Source organism: Anoxybacillus sp. FSL W8-0104 (assembly GCF_038004465.1).
Lineage (GTDB): Bacteria > Bacillota > Bacilli > Bacillales > Anoxybacillaceae > Anoxybacillus > Anoxybacillus flavithermus_G.
Genome location: NZ_JBBOQU010000001.1, coordinates 2,682,215 through 2,703,204, shown reverse-complemented (window position 1 = coordinate 2,703,204; position 20,990 = coordinate 2,682,215). Strand labels below are relative to the sequence as shown.

The following is a 20,990-nucleotide window of genomic DNA, read 5'->3' as shown; positions in this document are numbered from 1 at the left end:
GCAAAAGAGGGTGTCCCCAATAGGGCACCCTTTCTCATTACAACAATGGAGACATCAAAGTCGCAACGCCTTCTTTTAGTCGGTCAAGCCAAGGCAGCTTGCGAAAATATTCCGCTGTCAATAATGTAGATGTGTCGATGTCGTGAGCGATCGTTTGTTTCACATATTGAATGAACGGTTTGTCATATATGTAACAATTCATTTCGTAGTTGATGAACAAACTGCGATGATCGAAATTCGCTGTGCCGATATCACATATATCGTCATCGATGACAATTACTTTTGCATGGTAAAACCCGTTATAAAACTGATAAATACGAGCTCCGGCACGAAGAAGCTGACGAAAATAAGGATATGCGGCTTCTTTGACGAGTGGATGATCCGCTTGCATCGGGGCAATAATGGTTAGTTGAACACCTCGTTTCATCGCTTTCAAAAGAGCGTTCATCAATTTTTGGCTCGGAATGAAATATGGGGTACCGATCAAGATTTCCCTTTTCGCTTGTTCGATCAGTTGAATAAACTCATCCTCCAAATATGCTCCATCTGTCGGAAGAAAGCGGTGTTTCACCGTTCCTTTTTGAAGAGATGGAAAATACCGTTCATCATCTCCAAACGATTGCCCAGTCGCTTTTTTCCAATCTTCTTGGAATTGTCGCTGCAAATCATGAACCCCTTCTCCCATAATTTTTAAATGATAGTCGCGCCAATGGCCAAACTTCGGATCTTGACCAATATATTCTTTTCCGATATTAAATCCACCTAAATAGCCGATTTTCCCATCAATGACTGTTATTTTCCGATGGTTTCGTTCGTTTAACTTGTAGAAAAAAAACGGCAATGTTGGACGATTCGCAAAGGCAAATTGCCCGCTTTTTTGTCGGACGGAAGGAGGCAATCCGAAGCTTCCAACCCAATCGACAAGGAGGCGCACTTCCACCCCTTCATTTACTTTTTGTTCAAGTAAAGAAAAAAATCGTTGCCCCATTTTATCATCGCGCACGATATAAAATAAAATGTGAATGTGATGTTTCGCTCGTTCTAGTTGCGCGAAATAGTCTTCAAACAGCTCCTCTCCGGCTGTAAATAGCGTGATGTCGCTTTGTCGTTCGACACCGCTTTTTTTTCGCGATGTCGTTTTTGACACTTTATCGCCCCATTTATAATCGAGCAAAAGAAGAAACAATAAAATAATAGCAACTATGAGCCAGCTCATGCCCCCACTCCTTTCATTGTTGTAGTTTTCCCAAAAAGAAAATAAAAAATGAGAAAAAATATTGACTGAATGCTCATTCATTATATAATGAAAGTAAGTTTGTTCAGAAAATTTATTTTATTTTTACAACAAAGGGGGAAGGGTATTGTGCTTTGGTTGAACTGGATTGCATTTTTACTTGTGACAGCGTACGCCGTTCATTTATTTGTGTATCTCGTGAAAACGCGCATTGCGTATATTAAGTTAGGGAAAAAAGTTGAGTTTGATGGAAAAGTGAAAGAGCGTCTACAAAACATATGGGTGAACGTCTTTGGGCAAAAAAAGCTGTTAAAAGATAAAAAAAGCGGGATCATTCACGTCATATTTTTTTACGGCTTTATTCTCGTTCAGTTTGGTGCCATTGATTTTATCATTAAAGGGCTTGTGCCAGGGGCGCACTTGCCGCTTGGGCCACTTTATCCAGCGTTTACGTTTTTCCAAGAAATTGTCACATTGCTTATTTTAGTGGCGGTGTTATGGGCGTTTTATCGCCGTTACATCGAGAAGCTCGTCCGTTTAAAACGTGATTTGAAAGCAGGGCTTGTGCTCATTTTTATCGGTGGACTTATGCTTTCGGTGTTGTTCGGTAACGGTATGAGCCGCATTTGGCATAACGAAGGGACGTCGTGGAGTGAGCCCGTCGCTTCTGCCATTGCGCTTGCGTTTAGTTGGGTAGGGGAAACAGGAGCAGCGGTATTGTTTTTTGTCGCTTGGTGGGTGCATTTGCTTATTTTATTAACGTTTTTAGTGTACGTGCCACAATCAAAACACGCCCATTTAATCGCTGGGTCAGTTAACGTCTTTTTCAGCCGATTAACGAGACCGAAACTTGAAAAAATCAACTTTGAAGATGAGACACAAGAATCGTTTGGCGTCGGGAAAATTGAAGACTTTAAGCAAACGCAACTTATTGATTTATATGCCTGTGTCGAGTGCGGGCGCTGTACGAACATGTGCCCAGCAACAGGAACAGGGAAAATGTTATCGCCGATGGACCTCATTTTAAAATTGCGCGACCATTTAACAGAAAAAGGGGCAGCGATTACATCAAAAGCTCCTTGGGTGCCAACGTTTGCGTTTGCGAACACAAAAGGAAACCAGCTCGCTTTTATGGCACAAGGAATGCGAGAACAAGCCGCAACGATTGAAATGCCGAACTTAATTGGCGATGTCATTACGGAAGAAGAAATTTGGGCATGTACGACGTGTCGCAACTGTGAAGACCAATGCCCAGTTATGAATGAACATGTCGATAAAATTATTGATTTGCGTCGTTACCTCGTATTAACAGAAGGAAAGTTAAACCCAGATGCACAACGGGCGATGACAAATATCGAACGTCAAGGAAACCCATGGGGACTCAATCGCAAAGAAAAAGAAAACTGGCGCGAATTGCGTGAAGATGTCCGTATTCCGACAGTAAAAGAAATGCAAAAAGCAGGGGAAGAATTCGAATATTTATTCTGGGTTGGTTCGATGGGTTCGTTCGATAATCGAAGCCAAAAAATTGCGTTAGCCTTTGCGCGTCTGTTAAATGAAGCAGGCGTGAAATTTGCGATTTTAGGAAACAAAGAGAAAAACTCGGGCGATACGCCGCGTCGTTTAGGAAACGAATTTTTATTCCAGGAATTAGCGACAGCCAATATTGCCGAATTTGAAAAAGCGGGCGTGAAAAAAATTGTGACGATCGACCCGCATGCGTATAACACATTCAAAAACGAATATCCAGATTTCGGTTTTGAGGCGGAAGTATATCACCATACAGAGTTACTAGCAAAGCTTGTTGAAGAAGGTCGTCTTGTCCCGAAATATGAAGTAAACGAAGTCGTGACATTCCATGATTCATGTTATTTAGGTCGATATAACGACGTATACGATGCACCGCGTCAAATTTTGAAAGCGATTCCGGGCGTGAAACTTGTTGAAATGGCACGCCATCGCGAAACAGGCATGTGTTGTGGCGCTGGTGGTGGGTTGATGTGGATGGAAGAAACAACAGGCACCCGCATTAACGTCGCGCGCACAGAACAGGCACTAGAAGTGAATCCGACAGTTATTAGCTCTGGCTGTCCGTACTGTTTAACAATGTTATCAGATGGTACGAAAGCAAAAGAAGTAGAAGAAAAAGTTGGCACGTATGATGTTGCTGAGTTGTTAGAAAAGGCGGTATTCGGACCTGTTCATTAAAAATTCTAAAAAAAATAAATAGTTTTATTTTTAAGATATTTTAAGTATAATGAAGGAAATAGGAAGGTGTACGGTTTCGTGCGCCTTCTTTGCCCGTCCATCATTGAACGAGCGTTCGCTCAATATTTTTGAAAGGGCTTTCTTATAACGAAAAGGGGGATAAACATGGGGAAAACGGTCATTGTTAGTGGGGTACGTACACCTTTTGGAAAGTTTGGTGGCAGTTTAAGCGCATTGAGCGCAGCGCAGCTTGGAGGTATTGCGATCAAAGAGGCGCTCGTGCGCGCAAATGTTAGTGCAGAAGATATCGATGAAGTCGTATTTGGCACCGTATTGCAGGGTGGACAAGGACAACTTCCATCGCGGCAAGCAGCGAGAGAAGCGGGGATTCCGTGGGAGACAAAAACCGAAACGATTAATAAAGTGTGCGCCTCAGGGATGCGTAGCGTCACGCTCGGTGATCAAATCATTCGTGCTGGAGATGCGGACGTCATCGTTGCAGGTGGAATGGAATCGATGAGCAATGCGCCGTATATATTACCGAAAGCACGTTGGGGATTGCGTATGGGCGACTCGACGGTGAAAGATTTAATGGTCTATGATGGATTGACATGCAGTTTTACAGGTGTGCATATGGGTATTTACGGAAGTGAAACAGCAAAAGAGTTAGGTATTACGCGCGAAGAACAAGACCGCTGGGCGTATCGCAGCCATCAATTAGCGATTGCGGCGATCGAAAGCGGCAAATTTGCTGAAGAAATCGTCCCTGTTTCTATTCCACAACGAAAAGGGGAACCGATCACCGTAGCGGTGGATGAATCACCGCGTAAGGATACATCGCTTGAAAAATTAGCGAAACTGGCGCCCGTATTTGATCCAACAGGCACGATTACAGCAGGCAATGCGCCGGGGGTAAACGATGGAGCAGCTGCGCTCGTATTAATGAGCGAAGAGCGCGCGCAAAAAGAAGGGCTCACGCCACTTGCGACAATTGTAGCCCATACGGCGATTGCCATTGAAGCGAAAGATTTTCCGAAAACACCAGGCATCGTCATCAACGAATTGTTGCGTAAAACAGGCAAAACCGTAAACGACATTGACTTATTTGAAATTAACGAAGCGTTTGCTGCTGTCGCTTTAGCAAGCATGAAAATTGCTGACTTGCCAGAAGAAAAAGTAAACGTCAATGGCGGCGCGATCGCGCTTGGGCACCCGATCGGAGCGAGCGGAGCGCGCATTATGATTACGTTAATTCATGAATTGAAACGTCGCGGAGGCGGCACTGGCATCGCAGCGATTTGCAGCGGTGGCGGTCAAGGCGATGCGATCATGATTGAAGTTCATTAACGGGGGATGGGACGATGAAAAAAGTAATGGTTGTAGGCGCAGGCCAAATGGGATCAGGAATTGCCCAAGTGTGCGCAACGGCAGGGTATGATGTCATTTTAAATGATGTCAACGAAGAGCGTGTACAATGGGGGCTCAACAATATTAAAAAAAGCTTGAATAAGTTCGTTGAAAAAGGAACGTTAAGTGAACAACAGCGTGATGAAGCAATGGGTCGTATTCGTACGTCGACTGATTTGCGTGATGGAAGCGACGTCGATGTCGTCATTGAAGCAGTCGTTGAACATATGGATGTGAAAACAGCACTGTTTGCCCAGCTAGATGAAATTACACCTCCGCATGCCATTTTAGCAACAAATACGTCCTCGCTACCAATTACAGAAATCGCTGCAGCTACGAAACGACCAGAAAAAGTGATTGGCATGCATTTTATGAACCCAGTACCGATTATGAAACTCGTCGAAATTATTCGCGGTCTTGCGACGGCTGACGAAGTGTATGAAGCGATTGAGCAAATGACAAAAACGTTAGGAAAAGTGCCAGTTGAAGTGAACGACTTCCCAGGGTTTGTTTCTAACCGCGTATTAATGCCGATGATTAACGAGGCGATTTATTGTTTATACGAAGGTGTCGCGACGAAAGAAGCGATTGACGAAGTGATGAAGCTCGGAATGAATCATCCGATGGGACCGCTCACTTTAGCGGATTTTATTGGCTTAGATACGTGTTTATACATTATGGAAGTGCTTCATGATGGGCTTGGTGACGATAAATACCGCCCATGTCCGCTTTTACGCAAATATGTGAAAGCGGGTTGGCTCGGACGAAAAACAGGGCGAGGATTTTACACGTACGAATAAAGGAGTTGACACCATGAATTTTCATTTTACAGAAGAACAACAAATGATGCGTCAAATGGTGCGCGAGTTTGCAGCAAATGAAATTGCACCGTTCGTCGAGCACATGGAGCGTGGGGAGTTTCCGCGGCCTATCCTTAAAAAAATGGCGGAGCTTGGGTTAATGGGCATTACCGTTCCTGAACAATACGGTGGAGCGGGGATGGATTTTACATCATATATCATTGCGATACATGAAATTTCAAAAGTGAGCGCAACCGTTGGAGTCATTTTATCTGTCCATGCGTCTGTCGGCACCAATCCGATTTTATATTTTGGAACGGAAGAGCAAAAGCAAAAATATGTACCGAAGCTAGCGAGCGGGGAATATTTAGGGGCGTTTTGCTTAACGGAGCCAGGGGCAGGATCGGATGCGGCAAGCTTAAAAACGACAGCTATTCGCGACGGCGATCATTACGTATTAAACGGCTCGAAAGTATTTATTACAAACGGGGGCGAAGCGGACACGTACATCGTATTTGCCCGTACAAATCCAGAAGAAAAAGGAAGTAAAGGAGTAAGCGCATTTATCGTTGAAAAACATACCCCAGGTCTTGTCATCGGAAAAGACGAGAAAAAAATGGGGCTTCACGGATCGCGCACCGTTCAATTATCGTTTGAAGATATGCGCGTACCAGCAGAAAATTTGCTCGGTCAAGAAGGCGATGGCTTTAAAATCGCGATGGTTAATTTAGATAGCGGTCGCATCGGAATTGCAGCGCAATCGCTCGGCATTGCGGAAGCAGCGCTTGAACATGCGACGAATTATGCGAAAGAACGCATTCAATTCGGTAAGCCAATTGCAGAACAACAAGGCGTTGCTTTTAAACTAGCCGATATGGCCACGAACGTTGAAGCGGCTAAACTGCTCGTTTATCGTGCAGCGTTTTTACGCGCAAACGGTATGCCATGTGGAAAAGAAGCGTCGATGGCGAAGCTTTTTGCATCGAAAACGGCGATGGAAAACGCCATTGAAGCGGTACAAATTTTCGGAGGCAACGGTTATACCGAAGACTATCCGGTTGAACGATTATTCCGCGATGCGAAAGTATGTGAAATTTACGAAGGAACGAGCGAAATTCAGCGGCTCGTCATTAGTAAACATTTGTTTAGGGGGATGGGGAAATGAACTTTCAATTAAGCGAAGAGCATGAAATGATACGAAAAATGGTGCGCGACTTTGCGAAAAACGAAGTTGCACCAACCGCAGCAGAACGCGATGAAGAAGAACGTTTTGATCGCGACATTTTTAATAAAATGGCGGATCTCGGTTTGACGGGCATCCCATGGCCAGAGGAATACGGCGGTATCGGTAGCGACTATTTGGCATACGTCATCGCGGTGGAGGAGCTTTCAAAGGTATGCGCATCGACGGGAGTGACGCTTTCTGCTCACATTTCATTAGCAAGTTGGCCAATTTATAAATTTGGGACAGAACAACAAAAACAAACGTATTTACGAGCACTAGCGACAGGGAAAAAGCTTGGGGCGTACGGTTTATCTGAACCAGGAGCAGGTTCTGACGTGTCAGCGATGAAAACGCGTGCGGTGCGTGATGGTGATCATTACGTATTAAACGGTTCAAAAGTATGGATTACAAACGGTGGAGAAGCGGACATTTATGTCGTTTTTGCGGTGACAGATCCAGAGAAAAAGCACCGCGGCATTAGCGCATTTATTGTTGAGAAAGGAACGCCTGGTTTTTCGATCGGGAAAAAAGAGAAAAAGCTCGGCATTCGTTCATCGCCAACAACGGAGCTCATTTTTGAAGATTGTCGCATTCCGAAAGAAAATTTGCTCGGTGAAGAAGGAGAAGGATTTAAAATTGCGATGATGACGCTTGATGGCGGTCGAAATGGTATCGCAGCGCAGGCGGTTGGCATCGCGCAAGGGGCGTTAGATGCAGCGGTAGAATATGCGAAAGGACGTATTCAATTCGGCAAGCCAATTGCAGAACAACAAGGCATTGCCTTTAAATTAGCTGATATGGCAACTGCCATTGAAGCGGCGCGCTTACTAACATATCAAGCAGCATGGCTTGAATCAAACGGTTTACCGTACGGAAAGGAATCTGCGATGGCGAAATTGTTTGCAGGGGATACAGCAATGAAAGTCACCGTGGAGGCAGTACAAATTTTCGGTGGCTACGGTTATACGAAAGACTATCCGGTTGAACGGTTTATGCGCGATGCGAAAATTACACAAATTTATGAAGGAACGCAAGAAATTCAACGTCTCGTCATTTCAAGAATGTTGACGAAATAGGAGTGATGTGATGAAAAAACGTGAAGTGCCCGCGTCTGTGAAAGACGAACGGCTTGTGAAAAAAAGGCGCAATCAAATGATAAAAGGGGCGATTTCGCTATTTAAGCAAAAGGGGTTTCATCAAACGACGACGCGCGAAATTGCCCGCGCTTCTGGTTTTAGCATCGGAACGTTATACGAATACATTCGCAAAAAAGAAGATGTTCTTTATTTAGTGTGCGATCGGATTTACGATGAAGTGCGCGATCGTATGGAGCAGGCAATCGATACGACAAAAGGGGATTTAGACGGTTTAAAATTAGCGATTAATTACTATTTCCGTGTCGTTGACGAGCTGCAAGACGAAGTGCTCGTCATGTATCAAGAGGCAAAGTCGCTCGGCAAAGAATCGCTTCCGTATGTGCTTAATAAAGAATTGCAAATGGTTGCGATGTTCGAACATATTTTACGACGTTGCGTAGACAATGGGGTATTTTCATTAACGGAGCGAGAAATTCAATTGTTTGCACATAACATTTTCGTTCTCGGTCAAATGTGGGGATTCCGTCGTTGGGCGTTGAAAAAAATGTATACGCTCGATGAATATATTGAATTGCAAACAAAGCTATTGCTTGAAGGCATTATGAAGCGGTAGCGAAAGGGGATGGGAGAAACATGGCTCACATTTACCGTCCGAAACATCACATTCGCTTTGTGACGGCGTCTAGTTTATTTGATGGGCACGATGCAGCCATTAACATTATGCGGCGCATTTTGCAGGCGAGCGGAGCGGAGGTCATTCAGGAAAGCGTTGTATGAAGTCGGTGGACAATATCGCCGCAATATGTAATGTCGGGGGATGTCCCGACATTTTTTTTTGGCGTATGAGTAAAATGTTTGTGGGAGAAAAAAAGACAGGTTCCTGATTTGGTATAATAAGGAACCTGTCAGATATGTAAGCAAAATAGATGAAAAACGGGCTCTCCTCCTGGTAAGGTAGTAAGTGCGAAAAAAAATACAACCAAAGAAAGGAGTGGAGCCCATGCAGGATTATATCACAAACGGCTTGACATTAAAAGAGATCGAACAGTCTTTATTTAGACATATGCAAAAACAATATGGTCATCTCCTTCAACAGGTGTTGGAGGAGATCGACCGCACATTGGCAGAACAGCGGGACAAGAAACGATATGCGCTCAAAGATAAGCGGACGATCCGACTCCAAACGCTATTTGGAGAGGTGGAAGTGAAGCGAAACTACTACTTTGACCGTGAAAAAAAGGTGTATACGTCTTTACTCGATGTCTTTCTCCAGTTCGATGGGGCGCATGGAGTGAGTCCGCTATTAGAGGAGACAGCGATTCATCTCGCCGTGACGGGTTCTTCGTATCGACAGGCTGCGCAGTCGCTTGAAAAGCTGGTGGGGTATGCATGTATGAGTCACGAAACGATTCGCCAGTCCATCATCGAGGCAGAGGTGGAAGGGCACCGTGCGATGGAGAAAAAAGGGCGCGTGTTTTTTATCGAAGCAGACGGGTTGTACGTGAAACGTCAACGAAGCCGCATCAAAGGAAAAGAAGAAAAGATCATCACGATTCACCAAGGATGGGAGAAAAACGGGAAACGCGTATCCTTAGTGAATCGACGGTATATGGTTCATCAAACGAATGAACCGATTTGGGAAGCTGTAGAGAATTTTCTGATGAAGGAATACAGCTATGATCCGTTTGAGGATTGGGTGGTCATCAATGGAGATGGAGCCCCATGGATTACAGCGTGTCGAGAATATTTCGGGGACAGGGGGTACTTTCAGCTTGATCGGTTCCATGTGGCAAGAGAGATTCGTCAATTGTTCCGAGGTCATGCGAGATATCGGGTGATTCGAAAGAAGTTAGCATCATGGGATGAAGAAGGTGTGTTACGAGAACTCACAAGTGCCATCGGTACGTTAGAACATGAGGAGAAGGAAAAGCAACTCGAGGCGCTTGTTCGTCGAATCGAGGAGATGCCAGGATGTTTGCGTGACTATCGCGTATGGTTGAAGGAAAAAGGGATTGACACGACAAACATGAGGGCGATGGGGAGTGCGGAAGGAACGATGCATGTGTTTGCGAAACGAAGTAAAAACGGTCGAAGTTGGAGGGATGCAGGGATTGAAGCGATGTTGCGAGCGATCGTCGCGATAAAAGATACGTTACTCATTCGGACACGCGATGGAGTGATGTATGGCGCGGAAGAACGAGAAGAAACGAAACGAGAAACGATCGTGAAAAAGGCACTGAAGCGCGTGCAAACGCAAATGACAGAAGTGGTACGAGATAACATCCCATACCTTCGCCAATCTTCAGGGACACCGATTTACGAGGCATTGCAAGCATTGAAAGGTTTTTAAAACGAGAGAAAACGCACATACCTACAGGATGAGAGTAAGTAAAAGCGCTTACATATAACGATTTTATAAAACCATATATAACCAAAAAAATCGGTCGAGAAAAAAATCTCCCACAAAGTCTTGACTCAAACTTTTTTGGCAACCGTCTAGCATAAAGTAAATGAATTTGTTTATAATGAATGGTATGGATTTTTGTTGTTTTCATACGTTGGAGAAAGGGAGTGCGGAAAGTGAGTTTGGAGCAATACTCTCAAGAACAATTGCGAGAGATGTCTTTCGTCGAACTTGCGTATTTGCTATTGTGTGAGAAAAAACAGACGGTGTCATTTCAAGAGATGATCGAGCAACTCGTCGCGATAAAAGGGTTATCCGAAAGTGAAGTAAGTGCACGACTAGCGCAGTTTTATACAGATTTAAACGTCGACGGCCGGTTTATTTGTGTTGGGGAAACGGCTTGGGGCTTACGCTCGTGGTATCCATATGATCAAACAGAAGACGAAGCGGTGCCTGTAGAACGCGTGAAGAAGAAGAAAAAAGTGGCGGATGACTTTGATGACTTTGATGACATGGTCGATGAGGACGAATTAGTATATGACGATTTAGATGAGGAATTATTGGGCGATGAAGAACTGTTAGACGACGATTTTGCATTAGATGAAGATGAAGAAGTGATTGACGACTTATTAGACGAAGAACTAGATTTAGACGATGAACCGATTGATGAAGAGCTAGATGTCGTCGATGAAGAATTAGAGGATGAAGAATTAGAGTTAGAAGAAGATGAGGAATTATAACCTTGACTTTTTACATCGATATATGTAGAATTCTGTTTGGGCTCTTTTCATAGAGATACGTTCGCTCCCTTACTAATTTGTAAGTGGAGCGTTTTTATTTTTCCCCGAATTCGCACACACTGTAACTATTCCAAATGAGTTGAGGGGGAAGGTTTCATGACCAAATATATTTTCGTAACAGGTGGCGTTGTATCATCGCTTGGGAAAGGAATTACGGCTGCTTCACTTGGTCGCTTACTAAAAAATCGCGGCTTAAAAGTGACCATTCAAAAATTTGATCCGTACATTAACGTTGACCCAGGAACGATGAGTCCGTATCAACATGGAGAAGTGTTTGTCACAGATGACGGGGCGGAAACGGACTTAGATTTAGGTCATTACGAGCGCTTTATTGACATTAATTTAAACAAATACAGCAACGTCACAACAGGAAAAATTTATTCCACCGTATTGAAGAAAGAACGTCGCGGCGATTATTTAGGAGGAACGGTACAAGTCATTCCGCACATTACAAATGAAATTAAAGAGCGCGTCTTTCGCGCAGGTCGCGAAACGAATGCGGACGTCGTTATTACAGAAATCGGAGGGACAGTTGGCGACATTGAATCTCTTCCGTTTTTAGAAGCGATTCGTCAAATAAAAAGCGACGTTGGCCGTGAAAACGTGATGTACATTCATTGTACGCTTGTCCCATATATTAAGGCAGCAGGTGAGATGAAGACAAAACCGACGCAACATAGCGTCAAAGAATTGCGCAGCCTAGGCATTCAACCGAACGTGATCGTCGTGCGCACAGAAATGCCGATGTCCCAAGATATGAAAGATAAAATCGCCCTATTTTGCGACATCGATCCGAAAGCGGTCATTGAAGCGCGTGACGCTGACACGTTATACGCTGTTCCGCTTATGCTTCAAGAACAAAAGTTAGACCAAATCGTTTGCGAACATTTAAAACTAAACTGCAACGAAGCGGATATGACAGAATGGATCGCGCTCGTTGAAAAAGTGCGCAACTTATCCAACAAAACGACGATTGCGCTTGTTGGAAAATATGTTGAACTACAAGATGCGTACATTTCTGTCGTCGAAGCGTTACGTCATGCGGGATATGCGTTTGATACGGATGTCGATATTCGTTGGATTAACTCCGAACATGTTGATCGGGACAACGTGGCGCAATTGCTGCAAGGAGTAAACGGTATTCTCGTTCCAGGCGGATTTGGCGATCGCGGCATCGAAGGAAAAATTGAAGCGATTCGCTACGCTCGCGAACAGCGCATTCCGTTCCTTGGCATTTGTTTAGGTATGCAGCTAGCATCCGTTGAGTTTGCCCGCCATGTCGTCGGCTTAAAAGGTGCACATTCAGCGGAAATCGATCCAAGCACACCGCATCCAATTATCGATTTATTGCCGGAACAAAAAGACATTGAAGATTTAGGTGGAACGCTTCGCCTCGGCTTATATCCGTGCAAGCTTGTAGAAGGAACGAAAGCGTATGATGCGTATCAAGATGAAGTCATTTATGAGCGCCATCGTCATCGTTATGAATTTAATAACGAATATCGTACGATGATGGAAGAGAACGGCTTTATGTTTTCAGGTACAAGCCCAGATGGCCGTCTTGTAGAAATTATTGAGTTAAAAGATCATCCGTGGTTTGTTGCGGCGCAGTTCCATCCAGAATTTACATCTCGTCCGACGCGTCCACAGCCGCTTTTCCGCGAATTTATTCGCGCATCGTTAGAAAAATAAAGGAGGATGTCCGATATGGGCATCCTCTTACTCGTATTCTGCGACAATTTCTTGCGTCATGAGCGCTAAACTATGATAAGCGAATAAAGCGGCAATCGCAGAAGGAAAGCCAACGCGTGTACCATCTTCTGTTGGAACGAGCGGCTGTTTTAAACATAAATCAATATGCACATCGACGTAATCAACAAGTGTTTGTGTCGTTTCTTCTATGATGGATGACATACCGATTGTCCATATGTTTTGTTCTTGAAGTTGTTTAGCGATGCGAATGGCTTCTTCATTTGTACAAAAGCGCGAAACGATAAGCACGCGATCAGCGGTTGTTACTTCGTTTATATCTAGCCGTTTTACGTTTGGTAGCTTTTCAGCTCCATAAAGCGCCTCCGCAACAACTGCTTCCATTTCATCGATGCCGTAAATAAAAATCGTTCCGCTACTAATGACTGCCTGTGCAAGTAAGCGGGCAGCATCTTCAAACTGCTCTTCTTCTTGCGCGCTTATTCGTTGAAACACCCCAGCAAGCTGTGTCGATAATATTTTTAACATGGTGAATCCCCTTCCCATGCGACGTTGTCTATGGTGTTCATTATATTAAAAAATAAAAAAATGATCAAAATCCGAACATGAAGCAGGATAAATGGTAAAAATTTCGAAGTAATGATACGATAATAAAGATAGGAGCTTTACATGTCAACTACCCCCACTTAGCTAACGCTTGAAGCGGGGGCTTGCAACTCCCCAGAAGTGCAAACGGATTTCGTCCTCCTTCCTTGACTTGGGGTTGCATCAGGGGCAGGTTGACGACTACCCAACGACGCAGGTCATGCCTGCATCGTTACCGATTCTCTCGGTGTGTCTGTTGGCAGTACTTGGCTTCCACACACAACAGACGGACCTACGCTCGATGTTTTACGGTTACAACGTTTCCTGTAACCAACTCCATACATCGAGTAGCAGTTATTGGAGTGCCTTTATTGAACGGTTTTCTCCACGCCTTTATTATATCATACACAAAAGAAAGGGGGAACGCGCATTCCTCTCCCACTTACTCCCTTTGGTCGTTGAAGTGGGAGTCTCCTGCGCGAAATAGGATGAAAATAGAGAAAATAGAGGTGTTGATATGGCGGGGAAGGTTTTAATTGTGGACGACCAATTTGGCATTCGTATTTTATTAAACGAAGTATTTCAAAAAGAAGGGTACGAAACGTATCAGGCAGCTAATGGTGTTCAGGCGCTTGATTTGTTTGCGAAACATTCCCCCGACTTAGTGTTGTTAGATATGAAAATCCCGGGCATGGATGGGGTTGAAATTTTAAAGAAGATGAAAGGGATGAATGAAAACGTCAAAGTCATCGTGATGACAGCCTACGGCGAACTAGATATGATTCATGAAACGAAAAAGCTCGGTGCGCTGACACATTTTGCGAAACCTTTTGACATAGATGATATGCGTGATGCAGTGAAAAAATATATTCGTTAACCATTGACAGCTTTTTGAACTTTTTTCACAAAGTTTCGTTCGTTTCGGTGAATAATGTTGATGTGTGGAAACAAAGTTTGTTATTCTTATAATGTACATACTATTCGAGGTCGTCTTGTATAAAATTGTCGTATTTTGGTCATTGTACATGTGAAAGGCGCTTTCGGATAGTGAACAATGGCTAATTTAAGGAGGATTTAACGATGCCTTTAGTTTCAATGACGGAAATGCTTAAACAAGCATTGGCAGGCAAGTATGCGGTCGGTCAATTCAACATTAACAACTTAGAATGGACACAAGCGATTTTAGCGGCAGCCGAGGAAGAAAAGTCTCCTGTCATTCTTGGTGTGTCTGAAGGAGCAGCTCGCTATATGGGCGGCTTTAAAACGGTTGTAAACATGGTCAAAGGATTAATGGAAGACATGAACATTACTGTTCCTGTTGCGATTCACCTTGACCACGGTTCTAGCTTTGAAAAATGTAAGGCGGCGATTGATGCTGGATTTACATCTGTTATGATCGACGCATCACATCATCCGTTTGAAGAAAACGTTGAAATTACATCAAAAGTGGTGGAGTACGCTCATGCGCGCGGCGTCTCTGTTGAAGCTGAGCTCGGAACAGTCGGCGGACAAGAAGATGACGTCGTTGCAGAAGGAATCATTTATGCAAATCCAGATGAGTGCGAGGAGCTTGTGAAGCGTACAGGCATCGACTGTCTAGCACCAGCGCTCGGTTCTGTACATGGTCCATATAAAGGAGAGCCAAAACTAGGATTTAAAGAGATGGAAGAAATTCGTGATCGTACAGGTGTACCGCTCGTATTACATGGTGGAACAGGTATCCCGACAGAACAAATTCAACGCGCTATTTCGCTCGGTACATCAAAAATTAACGTCAATACAGAAAACCAAATGGCGTTTACAAAAGTGGTGCGCGAAGTGTTAGCGAAAGACGAAAAAGTGTACGATCCGCGCAAAATTCTTGGCCCTGGCCGCGATGCGATTAAAGAAACAGTCATTGGCAAAATGCGCGAATTCGGTTCTTCCGGCAAAGCGTTGTAATACAAGCCGCACCGTTTCAGCGTTTGCTGAAGCGGGCGGTTTTGTTTCATTCCATTTTGAAAGCGTTTAGGAGGTTGGAAATCATGAAATTTTTTATTGATACAGCGAACATTGATGAAATTCGCCATGCTCACGAACTTGGCATTTTAGCGGGGGTAACGACCAATCCGAGCCTCGTTGCCAAAGAAAACGTATCATTCCACGATCGTCTTCGTGAAATTACTTCTCTCGTTTCAGGCTCCGTTAGCGCTGAGGTGATTGCAACAGATGCAGAAGGAATGATTGCAGAAGGAGAAGAGTTAGCGAAAATTGCTCCAAACATTACAATTAAAGTGCCGATGACGCCAGAAGGATTAAAGGCGGTCAAAGTATTTAGCGAAAAAGGAATTAAAACAAACGTGACGCTTATTTTTAGCGCCAACCAAGCGTTATTAGCGGCGCGTGCTGGTGCAACGTACGTCTCTCCATTTTTAGGACGCCTCGATGATATCGGTCATAACGGCTTAGACTTAATCGAAACGATCGCAAACATTTTTGCGATTCACGATATTGAAACGGAAATTATCGCCGCATCTATCCGTCATCCACAACATGTGACAGAAGCGGCATTAAAAGGGGCGCACATCGCGACAGTTCCTTACAACGTGTTGATGCAACTGTTTAAGCATCCACTAACAGATCAAGGCATCGAAAAGTTTTTAGCAGACTGGAATAAAGCGAACCAAAAATGATGATCGAACCGTTTTCCGTCGCGTTTTAGTATTTGCTTTGCGAGAAGGGAGACAAATATGGAAAAGTTAAAAATCGTTGGCGGTGACTTTCTTCGAGGCTCCGTGCGCATTAGCGGGGCGAAAAATAGCGCCGTCGCGCTCATTCCAGCCGCTATTTTAGCAAACTCACCTGTAGTCATTGAAGGATTGCCGAACATTTCAGACGTTCATGTGCTCGGACAATTAATCGAAGAAATTGGCGGTGCTTTTCATTTCGATGAAAACGAAGTCGTCATCGATCCGTCACATATCGTTTCTATGCCTTTGCCGAACGGAAAAGTAAAAAAATTACGTGCTTCCTATTACTTGATGGGTGCGATGCTTGGACGGTTTAAAAAAGCGGTCATCGGTCTTCCCGGTGGTTGCCATTTAGGGCCGCGTCCAATTGACCAACACATCAAGGGCTTTGAAGCGCTTGGGGCGAAAGTGACAAACGAACAAGGTGCCATTTATTTACGAGCGGAAGAGCTTCGCGGGGCACGCATTTATTTGGACGTCGTTAGCGTTGGGGCGACAATTAACATTATGTTAGCTGCCGTCTTGGCGAAAGGGAGAACGATTATTGAAAATGCGGCAAAAGAGCCAGAAATTATTGACGTTGCGACACTATTGACAAACATGGGTGCGCGCATTAAAGGGGCAGGAACAGACGTCATTCGTATTGACGGCGTGGAACAGTTGCACGGTTGCCGCCATTCCATTATTCCGGATCGCATTGAAGCAGGAACGTATATGATTATCGGTGCGGCTATGGGGAAAGAAATGATTATTGACAACGTCATTCCGCAACATTTAGAGGCTGTCATTGCAAAAATGCGTGAAATGGGCGTTGTTGTCGAAACGAGCGATGACCAAATTTTTGTTGCGACGAAAGAACATCTTCGTGCTGTCGATATTAAAACGCTCGTTTATCCCGGTTTTCCGACCGATTTACAACAGCCATTCACTTCACTATTAACGAAAGCGTCTGGGACGAGCATTGTGACAGATACAATTTATAGCGCCCGATTTAAACATATCGATGAGTTGCGGCGCATGAATGCGAACGTAAAAGTCGAAGGGCGTTCAGCGATCATTACAGGTCCATCCCGACTGCAAGGGGCAAAAGTGCGTGCGACCGATTTGCGCGCAGGAGCAGCGCTTGTCGTTGCCGGATTAATGGCCGAAGGGATTACAGAAATTACAGGGTTGGAGCATATTGATCGCGGCTATAGCAACTTAGTTGACAAACTGGCCAATCTTGGAGCGACGATTTGGCGCGAACAAATGACCGAGCAAGAAATCGAACAACTAAAGAACACATAATGCAACAAAGGGGAGAGGGAGAAACGATGGAAAGAAGTTTATCGATGGAGCTTGTCCGTGTAACAGAAGCCGCAGCACTAGCTGCAGCGCGCTGGATGGGGCGCGGCAAAAAAGATGAAGCGGATGAGGCGGCCACGTCTGCGATGCGTGATGTATTCGATACAGTCCCGATGAAAGGAACGGTTGTCATCGGTGAGGGGGAAATGGATGAAGCACCGATGTTATACATTGGGGAAAAGCTTGGCAACGGTTACGGCCCGCGCGTCGATGTCGCAGTCGACCCGCTTGAGGGAACAAACATTGTCGCCTCTGGTGGCTGGAATGCGTTAGCGGTCGTCGCTGTGGCGGATCATGGTAACTTGCTTCATGCGCCAGATATGTACATGGATAAAATTGCTGTCGGACCGGAAGCGGTCGGCATGATTGACATTAACGCTCCGATCATTGATAATTTAGAGGCAGTTGCCAAAGCAAAAAATAAAGATGTGGAAGACGTTGTAGCGATCGTTTTAAACCGTCCGCGCCACGAACGCATCATTGCCGAGTTGCGTGAAGCGGGGGCGCGCATTAAGCTTATTAATGACGGCGACGTTGCGGCGGCGATCAATACAGCGTTCGATCATACAGGGGTAGACATTTTGTTCGGTTCAGGCGGTGCACCAGAAGGGGTATTAGCCGCTGTTGCGCTCAAATGTCTCGGTGGAGAAATACAAGGAAAACTATTGCCGCAAAACGATGCGGAGTTGGAACGATGCAAAAAAATGGGGCTAGATGTGAACCGTGTATTGCGTATGGAGGACCTTGTGAAAGGAGACGACGCTATTTTTGCGGCGACGGGTGTGACTGACGGCGAATTGTTACGTGGGGTACAATTTAAAGGGGCATATGGCGAAACACACTCCATCGTTATGCGGGCGAAGTCAGGAACCGTTCGTTTCATTGAAGGACGCCATAGCTTGAAGAAAAAGCCGAACCTTGTTATGAAGTGATCGCGAGATGCGCGAACTTTTTGCGCTCTCGCTCTTTTTCTATTGATTGACAATATGAAAAAAGGGTAAAATAGTCGTGTTATGTCCCTTCTCATCATCTTTTCATCTTCGCTTTTTCCATCCAAAGAGAAATTCATCAAAATAAATAAAAGAGTGGTGTAAGTATGGAGTTAGGAGATTTAACGATTGCAAAGCTAGAAAATATGACCATTAAAGAGCTATATGAATTAGCTCGCCAATACAAAATTTCATATTACAGCAAACTAACAAAAAAAGAACTAATTTTTGCGATTTTAAAAGCGCGCGCAGAACAAGACGGCCTCTTTTTTATGGAAGGCGTGCTTGAAATTATTCAATCAGAAGGATTCGGCTTTTTGCGTCCAATTAACTATTCCCCTAGTTCGGAAGATATTTATATTTCCGCATCGCAAATTCGCCGCTTTGATTTGCGCAACGGTGATAAAGTTTCAGGAAAAGTGCGGCCGCCAAAAGAAAACGAACGATATTTCGGCTTATTGCACGTCGAGGCTGTAAACGGTGAAGACCCAGAAATCGCGAAAGAACGCGTCCATTTCCCAGCGCTCACACCGCTTTACCCAAGCCGTCAAATGAAGCTCGAAACGACGCCAGACAAGATATCTACCCGCCTCATCGATTTAATTGCTCCGATTGGATTCGGTCAGCGCGGCTTAATTGTCGCACCGCCAAAAGCAGGAAAAACGATGTTATTAAAAGAAATCGCTAACAGCATCACAACGAATCACCCTGATGTTGAACTGATTGTCTTGCTCATTGATGAACGCCCAGAGGAAGTGACGGACATTGAACGTTCTGTATCAGCCGATGTCGTCAGTTCCACGTTTGATGAAGTGCCAGAAAACCATATTAAAGTGGCGGAGCTTGTGCTTGAACGTGCGATGCGTCTTGTTGAACATAAACGTGACGTTGTCATTTTAATGGACAGTATTACCCGTTTAGCGCGCGCATACAACTTAGTCATTCCTCCAAGCGGACGCACGCTTTCGGGAGGAATTGACCCAGCGGCATTCCACCGTCCGAAGCGGTTTTTCGGGGCGGCGCGGAACATTGAAGAAGGGGGCAGTTTAACGATTTTAGCTACCGCTCTTGTTGATACAGGGTCGCGCATGGATGACGTCATTTACGAGGAATTTAAAGGAACAGGAAACATGGAGCTTCATCTTGATCGCTCATTAGCGGAAAAACGGATTTTCCCTGCCATTGACATTCGTCGTTCAGGTACGCGAAAAGAAGAATTATTAATTCCAAAAGAACATTTAGAAAAATTATGGGCGATTCGTAAGACAATGTCAGATACGCCAGACTTTATTGAGCGTTTTATTCACCGACTAAAGCAAACAAAGACAAACGAAGAGTTTTTTGCGATGTTGGATGAAGAGTGGAAAACAGCCGGAAATTTAAAACGGTTATAAATGGATAGTTGCAAAACAACGGAACGGTTGTTATAATTTTATCATGTGTGTTTTTCATTGCATATAAACTCTGTTTCGAAAAGATTCAGGGCGGAAGGAGATGAAATGAGATGAAAGCAGGAATCCATCCAAACTATAAAAAAGTGATGGTTAAATGTGCGTGTGGAAACGAGTTTGAGAGCGGTTCTGTTAAAGACGAAGTGCGCGTAGAAATTTGCTCAGCGTGCCATCCATTCTACACAGGACGTCAAAAATTCGCTTCTGCTGCAGGACGTGTTGATAAATTTAACAAAAAATACGGCCTTAAGTAATCCGTATGTCATGAAAACAGGCAAGCGAACATTTTTCACTTGCCTGTTTTTTTCGTGAAAGCTTGAAAGAAAGGGGACGCCCTCATGTATGTTATGAAGCAATCCGGCTGGCTTGAAGTCATTTGCGGCAGCATGTTTTCGGGAAAATCAGAGGAGCTCATTCGTCGTGTACGCCGCGCGCAGTTTGCGAAGCAAGAAGTGAAAGTGTTTAAGCCAGCGATTGATAATCGATATAGTGAAGAAGCAGTCGTTTCCCATAACGGGACGTCTGTTATTGCCATTCCGGTGTCATGTGCATTAGACATTCGCAAGCATATTACTGCGCATACGGACGTTGTGGCAATTGATGAAGTGCAATTTTTTGATGAACGTGTCGTTGACGTCGTGCAACAGCTTGCTGATGAAGGATATCGCGTCATTGTAGCTGGATTGGATCAAGACTTTCGTGGTGAGCCGTTCGGTCCTGTTCCAACGTTAATGTCCATCGCCGAATCGGTAACAAAACTACAAGCTGTTTGTACTGTCTGTGGCTCTCCCGCATCGCGCACGCAGCGGCTCATTGACGGACGTCCTGCATCTTATTATGATCCTGTCATTTTAATCGGTGCGAGCGAATCGTACGAACCACGTTGCCGCCATCATCATGAAGTGCCTGACCACCCAGCGAAAAATAAAACAAGTACAGAAACGGCGACTCGTCCATAAGGGCGAGTTTTTTCGTATGATCGTTTATGATATAATGAAAAGTCGAGG

20 protein-coding genes are annotated in these 20,990 nt (G+C 44.6%); 18 read left to right on the top strand and 2 right to left on the bottom strand.

The genetic code is table 11. The features are described 5' to 3' along the window. Positions 1 to 37 precede the first annotated feature (37 nt). The gene (gene cls, locus NST18_RS14440) at positions 38 to 1,216 is read right to left on the bottom strand and encodes a cardiolipin synthase (RefSeq protein ID WP_035019017.1); all 1,179 of its coding nucleotides are present in this window, start codon (positions 1,214 to 1,216) and stop codon (positions 38 to 40) included. Positions 1,217 to 1,303: 87 nt separating this feature from the next. Here cls and NST18_RS14435 point away from each other — a divergent pair, with 87 nt between their 5' ends. The 10 genes from NST18_RS14435 (at position 1,304) to NST18_RS14390 (ending at position 12,867) form a co-directional block, all read left to right on the top strand. Beyond that, complete coding sequence (locus NST18_RS14435) at positions 1,304 to 3,442, top strand: (Fe-S)-binding protein (RefSeq protein WP_064213868.1); 2,139 nt, start codon at positions 1,304 to 1,306, stop codon at positions 3,440 to 3,442. Positions 3,443 to 3,607: 165 nt separating this feature from the next. Further along, positions 3,608 to 4,789 (top strand): acetyl-CoA C-acetyltransferase, encoded by a 1,182-nt coding sequence (locus tag NST18_RS14430; protein ID WP_004893096.1) that lies wholly within the window; start codon positions 3,608 to 3,610, stop codon positions 4,787 to 4,789. A gap of 14 nt (positions 4,790 to 4,803) precedes the next feature. Beyond that, entirely contained in the window at positions 4,804 to 5,649 is an 846-nt protein-coding gene (locus tag NST18_RS14425) for a 3-hydroxybutyryl-CoA dehydrogenase (RefSeq protein WP_004893087.1), read from the top strand. 13 nt (positions 5,650 to 5,662) lie between these two features. Then, positions 5,663 to 6,814, top strand: a complete 1,152-nt coding sequence (locus NST18_RS14420; protein WP_064213867.1) for an acyl-CoA dehydrogenase — start codon at positions 5,663 to 5,665, stop codon at positions 6,812 to 6,814. Next, positions 6,811 to 7,950 carry an acyl-CoA dehydrogenase gene (locus NST18_RS14415; RefSeq protein WP_064221097.1) on the top strand — a complete coding sequence of 380 codons (1,140 nt, stop codon included), beginning with the start codon at positions 6,811 to 6,813 and terminating at the stop codon, positions 7,948 to 7,950. The genes NST18_RS14420 and NST18_RS14415 overlap by 4 nt, the downstream gene beginning before the upstream one ends. A gap of 10 nt (positions 7,951 to 7,960) precedes the next feature. Next, positions 7,961 to 8,584 carry a TetR/AcrR family transcriptional regulator gene (locus NST18_RS14410; RefSeq protein ID WP_004893074.1) on the top strand — a complete coding sequence of 208 codons (624 nt, stop codon included), beginning with the start codon at positions 7,961 to 7,963 and terminating at the stop codon, positions 8,582 to 8,584. A gap of 20 nt (positions 8,585 to 8,604) precedes the next feature. Continuing rightward, the gene (locus NST18_RS14405) at positions 8,605 to 8,748 is read left to right on the top strand and encodes a hypothetical protein (RefSeq protein WP_004893073.1); all 144 of its coding nucleotides are present in this window, start codon (positions 8,605 to 8,607) and stop codon (positions 8,746 to 8,748) included. 223 nt (positions 8,749 to 8,971) lie between these two features. Continuing rightward, positions 8,972 to 10,321: an ISLre2 family transposase gene (locus NST18_RS14400; protein WP_064214294.1), complete on the top strand. Its 1,350-nt coding sequence runs from the start codon at positions 8,972 to 8,974 to the stop codon at positions 10,319 to 10,321. Positions 10,322 to 10,500: 179 nt separating this feature from the next. Further along, positions 10,501 to 11,115: a DNA-directed RNA polymerase subunit delta gene (gene rpoE / locus NST18_RS14395; protein WP_004893070.1), complete on the top strand. Its 615-nt coding sequence runs from the start codon at positions 10,501 to 10,503 to the stop codon at positions 11,113 to 11,115. A 156-nt stretch (positions 11,116 to 11,271) separates the two neighbouring features. Next, the gene (locus NST18_RS14390) at positions 11,272 to 12,867 is read left to right on the top strand and encodes a CTP synthase (protein WP_004893068.1); all 1,596 of its coding nucleotides are present in this window, start codon (positions 11,272 to 11,274) and stop codon (positions 12,865 to 12,867) included. Positions 12,868 to 12,894: 27 nt separating this feature from the next. Here NST18_RS14390 and NST18_RS14385 read toward each other — a convergent pair whose 3' ends face one another. Further along, a complete protein-coding gene (locus tag NST18_RS14385) occupies positions 12,895 to 13,413 on the bottom strand; it encodes a DUF2529 domain-containing protein (RefSeq protein ID WP_004893067.1) in 519 nt (172 codons plus the stop codon). Positions 13,414 to 13,987: 574 nt separating this feature from the next. Here NST18_RS14385 and NST18_RS14380 point away from each other — a divergent pair. The 8 genes from NST18_RS14380 to NST18_RS14345 all read left to right on the top strand — a co-directional run bounded on the left by NST18_RS14380 (position 13,988) and on the right by NST18_RS14345 (position 20,942). Further along, positions 13,988 to 14,347: a response regulator gene (locus tag NST18_RS14380; protein ID WP_340721592.1), complete on the top strand. Its 360-nt coding sequence runs from the start codon at positions 13,988 to 13,990 to the stop codon at positions 14,345 to 14,347. 203 nt (positions 14,348 to 14,550) lie between these two features. Next, positions 14,551 to 15,411: a class II fructose-bisphosphate aldolase gene (locus NST18_RS14375; protein ID WP_004893063.1), complete on the top strand. Its 861-nt coding sequence runs from the start codon at positions 14,551 to 14,553 to the stop codon at positions 15,409 to 15,411. Positions 15,412 to 15,494: 83 nt separating this feature from the next. Beyond that, positions 15,495 to 16,142 carry a fructose-6-phosphate aldolase gene (gene fsa / locus NST18_RS14370; RefSeq protein ID WP_003397044.1) on the top strand — a complete coding sequence of 216 codons (648 nt, stop codon included), beginning with the start codon at positions 15,495 to 15,497 and terminating at the stop codon, positions 16,140 to 16,142. A 57-nt stretch (positions 16,143 to 16,199) separates the two neighbouring features. Beyond that, on the top strand, positions 16,200 to 17,486 hold the full coding sequence (locus NST18_RS14365; protein ID WP_004893062.1) for a UDP-N-acetylglucosamine 1-carboxyvinyltransferase: 1,287 nt from the start codon (positions 16,200 to 16,202) through the stop codon (positions 17,484 to 17,486). 26 nt (positions 17,487 to 17,512) lie between these two features. Further along, positions 17,513 to 18,475: a class II fructose-bisphosphatase gene (glpX, locus tag NST18_RS14360; RefSeq protein WP_340721590.1), complete on the top strand. Its 963-nt coding sequence runs from the start codon at positions 17,513 to 17,515 to the stop codon at positions 18,473 to 18,475. A 164-nt stretch (positions 18,476 to 18,639) separates the two neighbouring features. After that, on the top strand, positions 18,640 to 19,926 hold the full coding sequence (gene rho, locus NST18_RS14355) for a transcription termination factor Rho (RefSeq protein ID WP_004893060.1): 1,287 nt from the start codon (positions 18,640 to 18,642) through the stop codon (positions 19,924 to 19,926). A 110-nt stretch (positions 19,927 to 20,036) separates the two neighbouring features. Continuing rightward, positions 20,037 to 20,237 carry a 50S ribosomal protein L31 gene (gene rpmE / locus NST18_RS14350; protein ID WP_003397039.1) on the top strand — a complete coding sequence of 67 codons (201 nt, stop codon included), beginning with the start codon at positions 20,037 to 20,039 and terminating at the stop codon, positions 20,235 to 20,237. A gap of 84 nt (positions 20,238 to 20,321) precedes the next feature. After that, positions 20,322 to 20,942: a thymidine kinase gene (locus NST18_RS14345; protein ID WP_340720923.1), complete on the top strand. Its 621-nt coding sequence runs from the start codon at positions 20,322 to 20,324 to the stop codon at positions 20,940 to 20,942. Positions 20,943 to 20,990 lie beyond the last annotated feature (48 nt).

Excerpts from the sequence above, each read along its gene's own strand:
- NST18_RS14400 (WP_064214294.1), top strand. The coding sequence starts at position 8,972 with ATGCAGGATTATATCACAAACGGCTTGACATTAAAAGAGATCGAACAG.
- NST18_RS14405 (WP_004893073.1), top strand. The coding sequence starts at position 8,605 with ATGGCTCACATTTACCGTCCGAAACATCACATTCGCTTTGTGACGGCG.
- NST18_RS14420 (WP_064213867.1), top strand. The coding sequence starts at position 5,663 with ATGAATTTTCATTTTACAGAAGAACAACAAATGATGCGTCAAATGGTG.
- NST18_RS14385 (WP_004893067.1), bottom strand. The coding sequence starts at position 13,413 with ATGTTAAAAATATTATCGACACAGCTTGCTGGGGTGTTTCAACGAATA.
- rho (WP_004893060.1), top strand. The coding sequence starts at position 18,640 with ATGGAGTTAGGAGATTTAACGATTGCAAAGCTAGAAAATATGACCATT.
- NST18_RS14415 (WP_064221097.1), top strand. The coding sequence starts at position 6,811 with ATGAACTTTCAATTAAGCGAAGAGCATGAAATGATACGAAAAATGGTG.
- fsa (WP_003397044.1), top strand. The coding sequence starts at position 15,495 with ATGAAATTTTTTATTGATACAGCGAACATTGATGAAATTCGCCATGCT.
- cls (WP_035019017.1), bottom strand. The coding sequence starts at position 1,216 with ATGAGCTGGCTCATAGTTGCTATTATTTTATTGTTTCTTCTTTTGCTC.
- NST18_RS14410 (WP_004893074.1), top strand. The coding sequence starts at position 7,961 with ATGAAAAAACGTGAAGTGCCCGCGTCTGTGAAAGACGAACGGCTTGTG.
- NST18_RS14435 (WP_064213868.1), top strand. The coding sequence starts at position 1,304 with ATGAAAGTAAGTTTGTTCAGAAAATTTATTTTATTTTTACAACAAAGG.
- NST18_RS14380 (WP_340721592.1), top strand. The coding sequence starts at position 13,988 with ATGGCGGGGAAGGTTTTAATTGTGGACGACCAATTTGGCATTCGTATT.
- rpmE (WP_003397039.1), top strand. The coding sequence starts at position 20,037 with ATGAAAGCAGGAATCCATCCAAACTATAAAAAAGTGATGGTTAAATGT.
- NST18_RS14365 (WP_004893062.1), top strand. The coding sequence starts at position 16,200 with ATGGAAAAGTTAAAAATCGTTGGCGGTGACTTTCTTCGAGGCTCCGTG.
- rpoE (WP_004893070.1), top strand. The coding sequence starts at position 10,501 with ATGGTATGGATTTTTGTTGTTTTCATACGTTGGAGAAAGGGAGTGCGG.
- NST18_RS14425 (WP_004893087.1), top strand. The coding sequence starts at position 4,804 with ATGAAAAAAGTAATGGTTGTAGGCGCAGGCCAAATGGGATCAGGAATT.
- NST18_RS14390 (WP_004893068.1), top strand. The coding sequence starts at position 11,272 with ATGACCAAATATATTTTCGTAACAGGTGGCGTTGTATCATCGCTTGGG.
- NST18_RS14345 (WP_340720923.1), top strand. The coding sequence starts at position 20,322 with ATGTATGTTATGAAGCAATCCGGCTGGCTTGAAGTCATTTGCGGCAGC.
- NST18_RS14375 (WP_004893063.1), top strand. The coding sequence starts at position 14,551 with ATGCCTTTAGTTTCAATGACGGAAATGCTTAAACAAGCATTGGCAGGC.
- glpX (WP_340721590.1), top strand. The coding sequence starts at position 17,513 with ATGGAAAGAAGTTTATCGATGGAGCTTGTCCGTGTAACAGAAGCCGCA.
- NST18_RS14430 (WP_004893096.1), top strand. The coding sequence starts at position 3,608 with ATGGGGAAAACGGTCATTGTTAGTGGGGTACGTACACCTTTTGGAAAG.